Genomic DNA, 13480 nt, shown 5'->3' with positions numbered 1-13480 from the left:
TGTTGCGTCCTTCAATTGCATGACTGTCTCCTCTTTGAATTTCTTTTTCGAGTCGCGGCGATGCTCCAACTCTTTTCGCATTTGCGCAATTCCGGAGCGGGAAATCTCTGTGCGGTTTTTCGGGAATTGCTCCGGCCGATGCCGAAGCCCGAGCACCAGCCATTCATGAGCTGGTTCGATAACTGCATGCAAGATTTCTCATCTACTCATCCGCGCCAACCGGCCTACCTCTAGAGCTGCCACCAATCCCGCCCACCCGCCTGAACGGGCGCCTCCCAAGATGAAGTGGAGCTGACATGCATAGCGATCAACTTGAAATCTCCCGCCGGGACTTACTTATCTCGTCGGCTGCGGCAGTCGCAGTCACCGGGGCCGCGACGGTCGCGGCGGCTCAACCCGCTGGGAGCGATATGGCTCTGACCTCCAAACTATCCCTCACCGTCAACGGCAAACGCCACGACATCGAAATCGACAATCGAACCACGCTGCTCGACGCCTTGCGCGAACATCTTCACCTCACGGGCACGAAGAAGGGCTGCGACCACGGCCAATGCGGCGCATGCACCGTCATGGTGGACGGGCGCAGGATCAATTCCTGTCTGACGCTCGCCGTCATGCATGACGGCGATCAGGTGACGACCATCGAAGGGCTGGGGCAGCCCGGCGACCTTCACCCGATGCAGGCGGCTTTCGTCAAACATGACGGTTTCCAGTGCGGCTATTGCACGCCGGGACAGATCTGTTCCTCCGTGGCGGTGCTCGAGGAGATCAAGGCGAACATTCCGAGCCACGTCACCGGCGATCTCACCGCGCCGGCGCAGGTCACGCCCGCCGAGATCCGCGAGCGCATGAGCGGCAACATCTGTCGCTGCGGCGCCTATTCGAACATCCTCGACGCCATCGTCGAAGTCGCGGGGACAAGAGCATGAGAGCCTTCACCTATGAGCGCGCGGCGACGATCGAGGCCGCCGCCAAATCCGCTGCCGCCGATCCGAACGCCAAGTTCATAGCCGGCGGCACCAATCTTCTCGACCTGATGAAGCTTGAGATCGAGACGCCGACGCATCTGATCGATGTCAACGGCCTCGGCCTCGACAGGATCGAAGCGACGCCGGAGGGCGGGCTGCGCATCGGCGCGCTGGTGCGCAATACCGATCTTGCCGCCCACGAAACCGTGCGGCGCGACTATGGGCTTCTGTCCCGCGCGCTCGTCGCCGGCGCCTCCGGCCAGCTGCGCAACAGGGCGACCACGGCAGGCAACCTGCTGCAGCGGACGCGCTGTCCCTATTTCTATGACACCAACCAGCCGTGCAACAAGCGCCAGCCGGGCAGCGGCTGTTCGGCGATCGGCGGCTTCAGCCGCCAGCATGCCGTCGTTGGGACGAGCGAGGCCTGCATCGCCACCCATCCGAGCGACATGGCGATCGCCATGCGGGCGCTCGACGCCGTCGTCGAGACCGTCAAGCCCGACGGCAGCCGCCGATCCATACCGATCGCCGAGTTTCATCGCCTGCCGGGCGAGACGCCCGATATCGAGACGGTGCTCGAACGCGGCGAGTTCATCACCGCGGTGCTGCTGCCTGCGCCTATCGGCGGCCGGCAGATCTACCGGAAGGTCCGCGACCGTGCCTCCTATGCTTTCGCGCTCGTCTCCGTCGGAGCGGTCATCCAGCCTGACGGCACCGGCCGCGTCGCCGTCGGCGGCATCGCCCACAAGCCCTGGCGGGTCGAGGCGGCGGATGCAGCGCTTCCGAAAGGAGCAAGGGCGGCGGCCGCGGCACTTCTCGCCGACGCCCGCCCGACCGAACAGAACCGTTTCAAGGTCGATCTTGTCGAGCGCACGCTCGGCGCGGTCATCGCCGAAGCCAAGGGATGAGATGACATGCAGTTCGATACGCCAGCAACGACCAATCCGATCGACCGCCTGAAGGTCGTCGGCCAGCCGGTCCACCGCATCGACGGCCAGCTAAAGACCACCGGCCAGGCCAAATATGCCTATGAATGGCATGATCCGAACCTGCCCTACGCCTACGGATATCCGATCGGTTCCGCCATCGCCAAGGGCCGCATCAAATCGATCGACATCTCCGCCGCGAAGAAGGCGCCCGGTGTGCTCGCGGTGGTGACGGCACCAGACATCGGCGAGCGCAAGAAGGGCAGGTTCAACACCGCCAAGCTCTTCGGCGGCGAGGAAATCCAGCACTATCACCAGGCGATCGCCGTCGTCGTCGCCGAGACGTTCGAGCAGGCGCGTGCCGCGGCGGCGCTGGTCAAGGTCGATTACGCCGAGGAGAAGGGTGTCTTTGATCTCAAGGCGGCGATGGCCTCGGCGGTGAAGCCGGAAAGCGGCGATCCCGATACATCAGCCGGCGATTTCGAGGCCGCTTTCAAGGCAGCACCCGTCACCGTCGATCAGTCCTATACGACGCCGGACCAGTCGCATGCGATGATGGAGCCGCATGCTTCGATCGCCGCCTGGAACGGGGACGAGCTGACGGTGTGGACGTCAAGCCAGATGATCGACTGGTGGCGCTCGGATCTCGCGGCAATGCTCGACATCGACAAGGAAAAGATCCATCTGATGTCGCCCTTCATCGGCGGCGGCTTCGGCTCCAAGCTGTTCCTGCGGGCCGACGCGGTGCTCGCCGCCTTCGGCGCCAAGGCGGCCGGGCGGCCGGTCAAGGTGGCGCTGCCGCGGCCCTTCGTCATGAACAACACCACGCATCGCCCGGCGACGATCCAGCGCATCCGCATCGGCGCCGAGCGCGACGGCAAGATCACGGCGATCGCCCATGAGAGCTGGTCCGGAGACCAGGCCGGAGGCCAGCCGGAGACGGCCGTCAACCAGACCAGGCTGCTCTATGCCGGTGCCAACCGGATGACGGCGATGCGGCTAGCGACGCTCGATCTTCCCGAAGGCAACGCCATGCGGGCCCCGGGCGAAGCGCCCGGCATGATGGTGCTGGAGATCGCCATGGACGAGATGGCCGAGAAGCTCGGGCTCGATCCCGTCGAATTCCGGATCGTCAACGATACGCAGGTCGATCCGGAAAAGCCGGAGCGTCCCTTCTCGCATCGCAATTTCGTCGGCTGCCTGAAGCTCGGCGCCGAGCGCTTCGGCTGGAGCGACCGGGGCAAACCGGCGTCGCGCCGCGAAGGCAACTGGCTGATCGGCATGGGCGTTGCGGCCGCCTTCCGCAACAATCTGCTGCTTCCCTCAGGCGCGCGTGTCCGCCTCGACCGGGAAGGCGTCGTCACCGTCGAAACCGATATGACCGATATCGGCACCGGCAGCTACACCATCATCGCCCAGACGGCGGCCGAGATGATGGGCGTCGGTATCGACAAGGTCGGCGTTCAGCTCGGCGATTCCCGCTTTCCGGTGTCCGCGGGCTCCGGCGGCCAGTTCGGCGCCAACTGTTCGACGGCGGGCGTCTATGCCGCCTGCGTCAAGCTGCGCGAGGCGGTCGCCCAGAAGCTCGACTTCAATTCCGAGGACATCGTCTTCGAGAACGGCGAGGTACGGTCGGGCAACCGGTCGGTGCCGCTCGCCGAGGCTGCTGGTTCCGAGGGGTTGGTCGGCGAGGACACGATCCAATGGGGCAATCTGGCGGAGACGCACCAGCAATCGACCTTCGGCGCGCATTTCGTCGAGGTCGGCGTCGATGTCGCCACCGGCGAAACCCGCATCCGCAGGATGCTCGCCGTCTGCGCGGCCGGCCGGATACTCAACCCGATCACGGCGCGGAGCCAGGTGATCGGCGCGATGACCATGGGCGCCGGCGGCGCGCTGTCGGAGGAACTTGCGGTCGATACCCGCAACGGCTTCTTCGTCAATCACGATCTTGCCGGCTACGAGGTTCCCGTCCATGCCGACATCCCGCATCAGGAAGTGATCTTCCTCGATGAGACGGATCCGATGTCCTCGCCGATGAAGGCGAAGGGTGTCGGTGAGCTTGGGCTCTGCGGCGTCGCCGCCGCAATCGCCAACGCCATCTACAACGCGACCGGGGTGCGGGTCCGCCATTATCCGATCATGCTCGACAAGCTGATCGGCGGTCTGCCCGATGTCGCATAGCGCAATCGGCGTCTCGATGCGGACCGCCATCCCGGCGCCTGTCAGGGCGCTCTCGACGGATGACCCGGCCGAGATCCTCGGCTTCGCCGCCGCCTGCCTGAGGGAGGGCGGCGGCGCAGCACTCGCTACCCTGGTCGAGATCAGGGGCGGGGCGGCGCGCGCGCTTGGTTCGCATGTGGCGGTGGCGGCCGACGGCCGCTACTGCGGCTATGTCTCCGGCGGCTGCGTCGAGGCGGCGGTCGCCGCCGAAGCGCTTCTCGCCATGGCGGAAGGCCGCGACAGAACGGCGCTATTCGGCGACGGCTCGCCCTTCTTCGATATCGTCCTTCCCTGCGGCGGCGGCATCACCGTCGCCATTCATCTGCTGCGGGAAGCCGGCGTAATCGAGCAGGCTCTCGATCGCCTCGAAAAACGCCGGCCGGCGGGGCTGCGCTATAATCGGGAGCGGCAGTCGCTCGAGGTCGCCGAGCCGCCGCAGCGGGCGCATTGGCAGGCCGGGGATTTCCTGACGATCTACCGCCCGCGCACCCGTGTCGTCATCTCGGGTCAGACGGTGGAGGCAAGCGCGGTTGCCCGTCTCGCCGCCGCTTCGGATTTCGATGTGCTCGTGCGCGAGCCGGGCGAGGCCGGCCGGCAGGTCGGGGAGATCGATGCCCATACGGCGATCGTCCTGCTGCATCACGATCTCGACCAGGAAGCGCCGGCGCTCGAAGCGGCGCTCGGATCGGAAGCCTTTTACGTCGGGGCGCTCGGGAGCACCAGAACGCACCGCAGACGCATCGAGCGCCTGCGGAAGCGCGGCTTCGGCAGCGGTGATCTCGACCGCCTCAGGGCGCCGATCGGGATATTCGGCCCGACGCGGGATTCGACGTCGCTGGCGCTGTCGATCCTCGCCGATGTCGCGGCCTGCCGGCTGGCAGCCTATGGCTGATCCGCCAGAGCAGGTTCCGCCCGTCGCCATCGTCATTCTGGCGGCGGGACAATCGAGCCGGATGGGCGGCGCCCATAAGCTGCTTGCCGAATTCGGCGGCATGCCGCTGATCCGCCGCTCGGCGATCGCCGCGACCAATTGCGAGAGCCATTCCGTCATCGCCGTCACCGGCTACCGGCATGCCGAGATCGAGGCGGCAATCGCGGACCTACCCGTCAAGCCAGTGCACAACGCTGAATTTTCCTCCGGCATGGCGAGCTCGCTTGCACTCGGCGTCGCGGCGGCCGAGGCCGGCCGGCCTGAAGGCATCATGATCATGCTTGCCGACATGCCTGCCTTGACCGTGTCCGATCTCGACGCCCTCATCGCCGCTTTCCGCAGTTGCGGCGGCCGATCCATCGTCCGCTCCGCCGCGGGGGGCAGGCCGGGCAATCCGGTCATTTTCCCCCGCGCGCTTTACGCGGCTTTGAAAAGCCTGACGGGGGACAAAGGCGCGCGCGAACTCATAAAGGGTTCCGGCTTTCCCGTCGTCGATATCGAGATCGGCGACGGCGCCCTCATCGATGTCGATACGCCGGATGCCATCGAAGCTGCGGGCGGAATTCTGCGCCGCTGAAAAGAAGCGCCTTCACGATTTCGCCGAGATCGCGCTCAGCTCTTCGAGATCGAGATCCCGTTCCAGCTCATGCAGCGTCTCGTCGTCAATGTCTCCGGCGCGGTGCAGCCGGATGAGTTCGCGCCGGCCGGTGGCGACGGCTTCGAGGACCAGGTCGAAATGGGCCTGGAGCAGGGGCGTGTAGTGCTCCGTGCGGGCGGCATAATCGACGATCGACACCGCCCGGCGCTGATATCTCTCCAGCAATTGCGGATGGATGAGTTTGCCGTCGCCGTCATAGGCCCGGCTTTGCACGGTCGCAAACTGTGCCTGGGCCATGGCGGCCTCGGCCTGGCTCATGGTGAGCCGGGCTTTTTCCGATTCCGGTTCGGTCAGCCTCGCCCAGCCGATCACATATCCCAATGTGGTGCCTTGCAGGAGAACGGTTCCGAGGATGACGGCGAAGGAGGTGACCAGGATGAAATCGCGGCCGGGGAAGCCGGCGGGCACGCTGAGCGCCAGTGCCAGCGTGACCACGCCGCGTACACCAGCCCAGCCGAGCACCGTGGAGCCGCGAAGGCCGAGCGGTGTGTAGCGGCGGAGCCCGAGCGCATTGCAGAGCCTGATCAAAAGATCGGATCCGAACACCCAGGCGAAGCGCGCGAGCGTCAGCGTGATCAGGATCGCCAGCATCGGCCAGCCCATGGTGGCGATCACCACGTCGAAACCGCCGCCGCGTTCGACGACGCCTCTCAGCGAAAGGCCGATGAGGATGAAGACGGCGGCCTCCATCAGGAAAACCACGACCGTCCAGAAGGACGTGCCGCGCATGCGGGTGGCGGCGGAGAGAACGGTATGCTGGTGCCAGCTCGCGATCAGGCCCGTCGTCACCGTGGCGATGACGCCGGAGACGTGCACGAATTCGCCGAGCAGATAGGAAGTCCAGGAGAGCAGGACGGTGGCGGCGATGATGAGATACTCGTCGCCGAGCCGGCGCACGAGCAGAACCCAGGTCGTGCCGACGACGATGCCGATCAGCGCGCCGCCGGCCGCCAGCACGAAAAAGCTGCCCGCCGCTTCGCCGATGCTGAAGGCGCCGGTCACGCCGGCGGCAATGGCGAAACGGAAGAGAACCAGGCCGCTCGCATCATTGAGCAGGCTTTCGCCTTCGAGCAGGATCTGCAGGCGCCGCGGCAGCCGCACCCGCTCCAGCACCGCGCGGGCGGAAATGGCGTCGGGCGGCGAGACGATCGCCCCGAGCGCGGCGCAGGCGGCCCAGGGCAGCGAGGGAAAGAGCAGATGGGTCACCAGCGCAACGACGACGCAGGTGAAGAGGACCGCGCCGATGGCAAGCGAGCCGATGCCGATCATGTGGCGGCGCAGCCGCCGAAGCGCTATCGACCAGGCGCCGTCCAGCAGCAGCGGCGGCAGGAAGATCACCAGCACCAGCGCCGGATCGACCTCGATGGTGGGCAGCCCCGGCACGAAGGCAAGCAGCGCCCCGCCGGCAAGCAGTGCGACGGATGGCGGCAGACCGAGCCTGTGCGCGGCGTAATGCAGCGCGATGATCGCGACGAACATGCCGATAACAAGCTCGAACAAATGTGTCGGGTCCATGCGCCTCAGCCTCGAAATGGTTTTGACTATGGTCTTATTACAAAGCGCCTCTTGCCGAAACGCAAACGGGTGAAAGCTCTATCGGCGGTAACGCAGCGCGTCGAGCACGGCAAGGAATGCGGGCGAGGACTGGCGGCGGCTCGGATAATAGAGGTGGAAGCCGTCCCAGTGCGGCGAATATTTCCGCAGCGCGCGCCGGAGGCGGCCGTCCTCCACATAGGGCAGGATGATATCCTCGGGAATATAGGCAAGACCGAAGCCGTCGAGCGCCGCGTCCAGCACGTCGAAGATGTTGTTGAAGCCCACCTGGCCGTCGACCCGGATCCTGAGTTCCCTTCCGTCTTCCTCGAACTCCCAGACGTAGAAGGCGCCTGATGTCGGCAGGCGGAAATTGATGCAGCGGTGGTCGACGAGATCCTGGGGATGCAGCGGTTCCGGATGGTTGGCGAAATAGGACGGCGCGCCGACCACGGCGAGACAGAAGTCTGGGCCGATGCGCGCCGAGATCATGTCCTTCGCCAGGTGCTCGCCCATCCGCACGCCGGCGTCGTAGCGTTCCGTGACGATGTCGGTCAGGCCGTTGTCGAGCGCGAGCTCGATCTTCACATCGGGATAGTCGGGAAGAAATTCTCTAAGCTTCGGCCATAGGACATGCCTGATCGCATAATCCGAGGCGGCGATGCGGATGGTGCCGGCCGGCTTGTCGCGCAGGGCGCTCAGCGCGTCGACCTGCATTTCGATCTCGTCGAAATGCGGCCCGATGCCTTCGAGCAGTCGTTCGCCGGCTTCGGTCGGCGAGACGGCGCGCGTGGTGCGGGTCAGAAGCCGCACACCGAGCCTCGTCTCCAGCTGGCGGATGGTATGGCTGAGCGCGGATTGCGAGACGCCGGATTTGGCGGCGGCCCGGGTGAAGCTGCGTTCCCGCGCCACGGCCACGAAAGCCATAAGATCGTTGATGTTCTCACGCGCCATTCATGAATCCTCTTCATGTTATTGCGCTTGTTATAGCGTCCGGATGATTGATGGGACAGCATTTGATGGCAGCCCGCGGTAACGGCGCGATCAAAGATTTGCGAAAGCTCCGCGGCCGCATTCATGAGCGCAGCTCATTGCGGCATGCGATCTGCACCCCCTAATCAGGAAGAACGGCTTCGTTTATTTCTCGCGGCATCGATCCAACATCAATTTGCGCACGCGCCCGCCCGCCTGTGACGGCGAGGATGGAGAGCCTCCATCGCGGGCAAGCCACCGCTCAGCGACCGCATGCAATCCGCCGAAGCGCCAGAGGCAGCCCGGCGGACGAACGGCGTTGGGCGGCCATCAGCATCGAGGATAAAATGCAGCTGCAACTCTCTTCCGAAACTGCCGAGATCGAAACCCCGGCCGCCGCCTGGGGCGCGGTCTTTGCGCTGTCGCTCGGCGCCTTCGCGCTTGTTGCTTCCGAGTTCATGCCGGTCAGCCTTCTGACTCCGATCGCGGCCGATCTCGGAATATCCGAAGGCCAGGCCGGACAGGCCATTTCCGTCTCGGGCGCCTTTGCGGTGCTGACGAGCCTGTTCATCGCATCCGTGGCAGGGCGCATCGATCGCAAGGCGCTGCTTCTGGCGCTGACCGGCGTCGTGATCGTTTCGGGAACGATCGTGGCGATTGCCCCGAACTATGAAATCTTCATGGTCGGCCGCGCCTTCATCGGGGTCGCGATCGGCGGGTTCTGGTCGATGTCGGCGGCAACCGCGATGCGGCTGGTGCCGGAGCATCTGGTCTCCCGCGCATTGGCGATCTTCAATGGCGGCAATGCGCTGGCGACGGTGATTGCCGCACCGCTCGGCAGTTTTCTCGGCGGGCTGATCGGCTGGCGGGGCGCCTTCCTCTTCGTCGTGCCGATCGCCGCCATCGTCTTCGTCTGGCAGCTGATCAGCCTTCCGTCGATGAGAAGCGAGACGCGGTCCGGTTCGGCCAATGTCTTCACGCTGCTGAAGCGTCCCGTCGTCGCTTTCGGGATGGCGGCCGTGGGGATCTTCTTCATGGGGCAGTTCGCGCTCTTCACCTATATCAGGCCGTTTCTCGAAACCGCAGCCCATGCCGGCGTGTCCACGCTGTCGCTGATGCTGCTGGCGATGGGGGTCGCCGGCTTTATCGGCACCACTCTCATCGGCGGCTTCCTGAAGGAAGGCCTTTACCGGACGCTGATCGCCATACCGCTGCTGATGGCGGCGATTGCATCGGCACTGATCGCCGTTTCCGGCGGCCTCGCCATGACGGCGTTTCTGCTCGGTGTCTGGGGCCTGTTCGCGACCGCCGCACCCGTCGGCTGGTGGACCTGGGTGGCTGAGACGTTGCCCGATGATGCCGAGGCCGGCGGCGGGCTGATGGTGGCGATCGTCCAGGTCGCCATCACCGCGGGCGCGGTGGTCGGCGGCCTGCTTTTCGACATGAGCGGCTACAAGCTGACCTTCGCCGTCAGTGCCGTGCTGCTGCTCGCCGCCGCCGCGCTCGCGCTTCTGACGCTCAGAAGCAAGCGGGCCGATCTTGGCTGACGATCCCGGCGCCGCTCACTTCTCGCCAGGGGCCGCGCCCTTGCGCACTTCGTCCTCCATGACGATGCCGTTCAGCGCCGCGACATGGTCGCTCAGCATCGGCACGTAATCATTGCCGTGGCCGGTCGCTTCGACATGCGTGTAATAATGCCGGGCGGCCGACGCCATGACCGACATCACCTGCGCGTCGGCGGCCATGTTGTTGATGTAGCGCAGATCCTTCGCGGCATTGGAGATTGCGAACTTATGGGCGTCGCGATCGCGGTCGACGACGTAGCGCATGAAGGTTTCGAAGAAGCCGTTGCCCAGGCGGCTCGGACCGATCACCTCCCGGATCATCTGCGGGGAAATGCCGATCTTGGCGCCGAGCGTCACGGCTTCGGAATAGAGAGCGCCGTAGCTCATGCCGATGAAGTTCATCAGCAGCTTCATCTTGTGGCCGCTGCCGACGGCCCCGGTCCGGGTGATCCTGCCGGCCCAGCATTCGATGACCGGCCGGACGCGCTCGAACAGCGCGTCGTCGCATCCGACCATGGCGTCCAGCGTCCCTTCCTCCGCCTCCTTCGGCGTGCGCCCGAGCGGCGCATCGACCATGTGCATTCCTCGCGACGCGAGCTCGGCGGCAAGCTTTGCGGTCGAGCCGGGATCGGCGGTCGAGGTATCGATGACGATGAGGCCGGGTCTGGCGCCGGCGAGAATGCCATCCTCCGCGCCGATCACCGCTTCAACCTGCGCCGAGGTGGAGAGGCAGATGAGGATGATATCGCATCGTTCCGCCATATCCCTCGGGCTTGCGGCCTCGCTCGCGCCCATCGACAGCAGGCTCTCGACGGGTTTGCGGTTGCTGCGGCCGCGCACCCACAATTCGTAGCCTGCCTTGCGGATATTCTTCGCCATGCCGTGGCCCATGAGACCCAGGCCGATGAAGCCGATAACCGGTTTGTCACCCATGATCTTTCCTTTCGCTCATGCGAGGTTGATGGATCCGATGCCTTATCGATGGCGGGCGAGCCAGGACATGTCGGGGTTGGCGACATCGCGCGGCAGATATTCGGCGCCGATCGGATGTTTCCAGCCGAGGTCCGCGACCCGCTGCAGCACGTAGCCGTAGTCGAGTTCGCCATGATCCGGCGTTCCGCGGTCGGGCACCGAGGCGATCTGGACATGGCCGATCAGCGGCAGCAGCGTCTCGAAGCGGCGCGTCACATCGCCTTCGATGATCTGCACATGGTAGAAGTCGAACATCAGTCGCAGGTTGGGCTTGCCGACCTCGCGAATGATGTCGGCCGCCTGCTGGGTGCCGTTCAGGAAGTAGCCGGGCGCATTGTAAGGATTGAGCGGTTCGATGAGGATGGTGACCGCGTCGCCCGCGGCATCGCAGGCATAGGCGAGGTTCTCGCAGAATGTGCGCCGGGCGCGTGGCCCGCTGGAATTGCCGGCCATGACATGGACGGCCGATGCGGAAAGCCCGGCGGCATAGGCAAGCGCTTCGTCGATGGCCGCCCGCGCGTCGGCCTCCCGCCCCGGCAGGGCGCAAAGGCCGTTTTCGCCGATCGCGGTGTTGCCGCGGCTGGTGTTGAGCCCGAGCATCGGAAGACCGGTTTCCTCCAGTGCCGCCTTCGTCGCCGCAACCGGCACGCTGTAAGGCCAGTGGCATTCCACCGCGTCGAAGCCGGCGGCCTTGGCGGCACGGATCGCGTCGGGCAGGGGACGATCGGTCCAGAGGAAACCGAGATTTGCGGAGAACCTCATGCGTCCCACTCCACATTGAAATGCGTGACGATATCGCCGACCTGAGCCTTGTTCAGGAGGCGCGGACGGCAGCCGCAGGTGAGCACCGCAAGCCGGGCATTGGCTTCCAGCTCCTCGATCGCGTTGCAGGCCGCTTCCACATCCTTGCCGGCGACGACCGGCCCGTGATTGGCGAGCATGACGGCGGAGCGCTTTCCGGCGAGCCCGCGCACGGCCTCGCCCATGGCAGGATCTCCGGGCCGGAAGAAGGGTAGGAGCTTCACCCGGCCGAGCTGCATGACGGCATAGGGCGTCAGCGGCGGCAGAAAATCGTCCTCGTCGACATCGGGCATCAGCGACCACGCCACGGCATGGCACGAATGCAGATGGACGACGGCGCCCGCCTGGCTGCGCGTATCGTAAAAGGCGGTGTGCAGCGGCATTTCCTTGGTCGGCTGGTCGCCGCTCAGATGCCGGCCTGCCATGTCGAAGCGGCTGAGGCGGGCGGGATCGAGCCGCCCGAAGCTGGAGCCCGTCGGCGAGACGAGCAGTCCGCCATCCGCTGTGCGTGCCGATATATTGCCGGTCGAACCATGGGTCAGACCGCGGTCGAACAGCGATTTCGCCAGGGTGCAGATGAGTTCGCGCAGGCGGGATTCGTCGGTCATCTCTGGAGCACCTTAAGCGCCTTGGCGAAAAAGTCTTCGCTGCCGAAATTTCCCGATTTCAGGGTGATGGCGATATCGCGGCCTGCCGTGCGGGCAAAACACCAGGGCACACCGGGCGCGATCTCGGCGCCGATATCGAGCCGCGATATGCCGAGGCTCTTGGTGACCGCCCCCGACGTCTCGCCCCCGGCGACGACGAAGCGCCGGACGCCGAGATCCCTGGCCCTGGCGGCGCAGGCGGCGAGCGTCGCTTCGACGAGCACACCGGCGCGTTCGGTGCCGAGCTTCTCCTGCGCGGCGCGCACCGCATCCGGCGCGGCGGTGGCATAGATGATTGGCGTGCCGGCCAGATCCTGGCGGGAGAGCCAGTCGAGCGCGGCCGCATCGCCGTTTTCGGCAAGATCGAGCGGGTCGAGTTTCAGACTCGGCCGCTCCTTGGACAGAAAGGCCGCGACCTGGCGATTGGTCATGGCCGAACAGCTGCCGGAGAGAATAATGGCGGGGCCTGCCTCGAAGCGATGGGTGCGATCGACCTCGTGACGCTTCAGAACACCCTGCTTCAGCCAGATCTCCGGCAGCGGCATGGCGATCGCGCTGCCGCCGGTCAGCAGCGGCATGTCGTGGCAGGCCTCTGCGATGAGAGAGAGATCGTCATTGGCAACGGCGTCGACGACGACATGGACTACGCCGTCGTCCATGAGCTGCGCGAGCCTGTCGCGCAATGCCGCCGCTCCCTTCGCCACCGCATGGCGGTTGGCAAGGCCGACCGGCGATGTCACCTGCGGCGCCAGCAGGCGCAAGAGGTTCGAATCGCGCATCGGCGTCAGCGGATGATCCTTCATCGGGCTTTCGGCAAGCGGCTGTTCGCCGACGAAAAGATTGCCCATGAAGATGGAGCGGCCGTTTTCGGGAAAGGCCGGGCAATAAATCGTCTGCTTCGTTCCGAGCGCCGTCATCAGCGCTTCCGCGACCGGGCCGATATTGCCCTGCGGCGTCGAATCGAAGGTCGAGCAATATTTCCAGAAGAACCGCTGGGCGCCGGCCCGACGAAGCCAATCGAGCGCGGCCTGCGTCTCGGCCACGGCCTCTTCAACCGGCGCTGTCCGACATTTCAGCGCGATGATTTCCAGCGGTGCGGTATCGGCGGGCGGCTCCCGCGGCACGCCGATCCTCAACGATACCCGCACGCCCGACCGCGCCAGCAGCCCGGCGAGATCGGTCGCGCCGGTGAAGTCATCTGCAATCGCGCCAAAATATGTCGTCATGGACTCCGCCCGCTCCGATGGTTGCGACCAATCGCCAGATCAATCACCCATATCCGCC

13 protein-coding genes are annotated in these 13480 nt (G+C 65.5%); 6 read left to right on the top strand and 7 right to left on the bottom strand.

The genetic code is table 11. The annotated features are described in order from the left end of the window. On the bottom strand, nucleotides 1-192 hold a 192-nt coding region (locus CO670_RS33240), incomplete at its 3' end, for a hypothetical protein (protein WP_210202684.1). A gap of 104 nt (nucleotides 193-296) precedes the next feature. Between CO670_RS33240 and paoA the strand changes: the two genes are divergently transcribed. From paoA to CO670_RS12080, 5 genes are read left to right on the top strand one after another with little or no spacing between them, the layout of a single operon-like run. After that, nucleotides 297-929 carry an aldehyde dehydrogenase iron-sulfur subunit PaoA gene (paoA, locus tag CO670_RS12100; RefSeq protein WP_097590455.1) on the top strand — a complete coding sequence of 211 codons (633 nt, stop codon included), beginning with the start codon at nucleotides 297-299 and terminating at the stop codon, nucleotides 927-929. Then, nucleotides 926-1876 carry a xanthine dehydrogenase family protein subunit M gene (locus tag CO670_RS12095; protein ID WP_097590454.1) on the top strand — a complete coding sequence of 317 codons (951 nt, stop codon included), beginning with the start codon at nucleotides 926-928 and terminating at the stop codon, nucleotides 1874-1876. The genes paoA and CO670_RS12095 overlap by 4 nt, the downstream gene beginning before the upstream one ends. Before the next feature lie 6 nt (nucleotides 1877-1882). Continuing rightward, nucleotides 1883-4078: an aldehyde oxidoreductase molybdenum-binding subunit PaoC gene (gene paoC / locus CO670_RS12090; RefSeq protein ID WP_097590453.1), complete on the top strand. Its 2196-nt coding sequence runs from the start codon at nucleotides 1883-1885 to the stop codon at nucleotides 4076-4078. Next, nucleotides 4068-5009 carry an XdhC family protein gene (locus CO670_RS12085; protein WP_245425808.1) on the top strand — a complete coding sequence of 314 codons (942 nt, stop codon included), beginning with the start codon at nucleotides 4068-4070 and terminating at the stop codon, nucleotides 5007-5009. Before paoC ends, CO670_RS12085 begins: the two co-directional genes overlap by 11 nt. Then, a complete protein-coding gene (locus tag CO670_RS12080) occupies nucleotides 5002-5625 on the top strand; it encodes a nucleotidyltransferase family protein (RefSeq protein ID WP_097590452.1) in 624 nt (207 codons plus the stop codon). The genes CO670_RS12085 and CO670_RS12080 overlap by 8 nt, the downstream gene beginning before the upstream one ends. A gap of 12 nt (nucleotides 5626-5637) precedes the next feature. Here the strand turns inward: CO670_RS12080 and CO670_RS12075 are convergent, their stop codons facing one another. Together CO670_RS12075 and CO670_RS12070 are read right to left on the bottom strand one after the other, a co-directional pair. Continuing rightward, nucleotides 5638-7221 (bottom strand): Na+/H+ antiporter, encoded by a 1584-nt coding sequence (locus tag CO670_RS12075; protein WP_097590451.1) that lies wholly within the window; start codon nucleotides 7219-7221, stop codon nucleotides 5638-5640. A gap of 78 nt (nucleotides 7222-7299) precedes the next feature. Further along, complete coding sequence (locus CO670_RS12070) at nucleotides 7300-8193, bottom strand: LysR family transcriptional regulator (RefSeq protein WP_097590450.1); 894 nt, start codon at nucleotides 8191-8193, stop codon at nucleotides 7300-7302. 365 nt (nucleotides 8194-8558) lie between these two features. Here CO670_RS12070 and CO670_RS12065 point away from each other — a divergent pair, with 365 nt between their 5' ends. Then, nucleotides 8559-9758, top strand: coding sequence for an MFS transporter (locus tag CO670_RS12065; protein ID WP_097590449.1), 1200 nt, complete (start codon nucleotides 8559-8561; stop codon nucleotides 9756-9758). Nucleotides 9759-9773: 15 nt separating this feature from the next. On the opposite strand, the gene CO670_RS12060 is transcribed toward CO670_RS12065, so the two are convergent. From CO670_RS12060 to otnK, 4 genes are read right to left on the bottom strand one after another with little or no spacing between them, the layout of a single operon-like run. After that, the gene (locus tag CO670_RS12060; protein ID WP_097590448.1) at nucleotides 9774-10709 is read right to left on the bottom strand and encodes an NAD(P)-dependent oxidoreductase; all 936 of its coding nucleotides are present in this window, start codon (nucleotides 10707-10709) and stop codon (nucleotides 9774-9776) included. Nucleotides 10710-10751: 42 nt separating this feature from the next. Next, nucleotides 10752-11510: a TIM barrel protein gene (locus tag CO670_RS12055; protein ID WP_097590447.1), complete on the bottom strand. Its 759-nt coding sequence runs from the start codon at nucleotides 11508-11510 to the stop codon at nucleotides 10752-10754. Continuing rightward, entirely contained in the window at nucleotides 11507-12157 is a 651-nt protein-coding gene (locus CO670_RS12050) for an aldolase (protein ID WP_097590446.1), read from the bottom strand. The genes CO670_RS12055 and CO670_RS12050 overlap by 4 nt, the downstream gene beginning before the upstream one ends. Next, a complete protein-coding gene (gene otnK, locus CO670_RS12045; protein ID WP_097590445.1) occupies nucleotides 12154-13422 on the bottom strand; it encodes a 3-oxo-tetronate kinase in 1269 nt (422 codons plus the stop codon). Before otnK ends, CO670_RS12050 begins: the two co-directional genes overlap by 4 nt. Nucleotides 13423-13480: the final 58 nt, after the last annotated feature.

The organism is Rhizobium sp. J15 (assembly GCF_002531825.1).
Lineage (GTDB): Bacteria > Pseudomonadota > Alphaproteobacteria > Rhizobiales > Rhizobiaceae > Rhizobium.
This window is presented reverse-complemented; position numbering and strand designations above follow the sequence as displayed.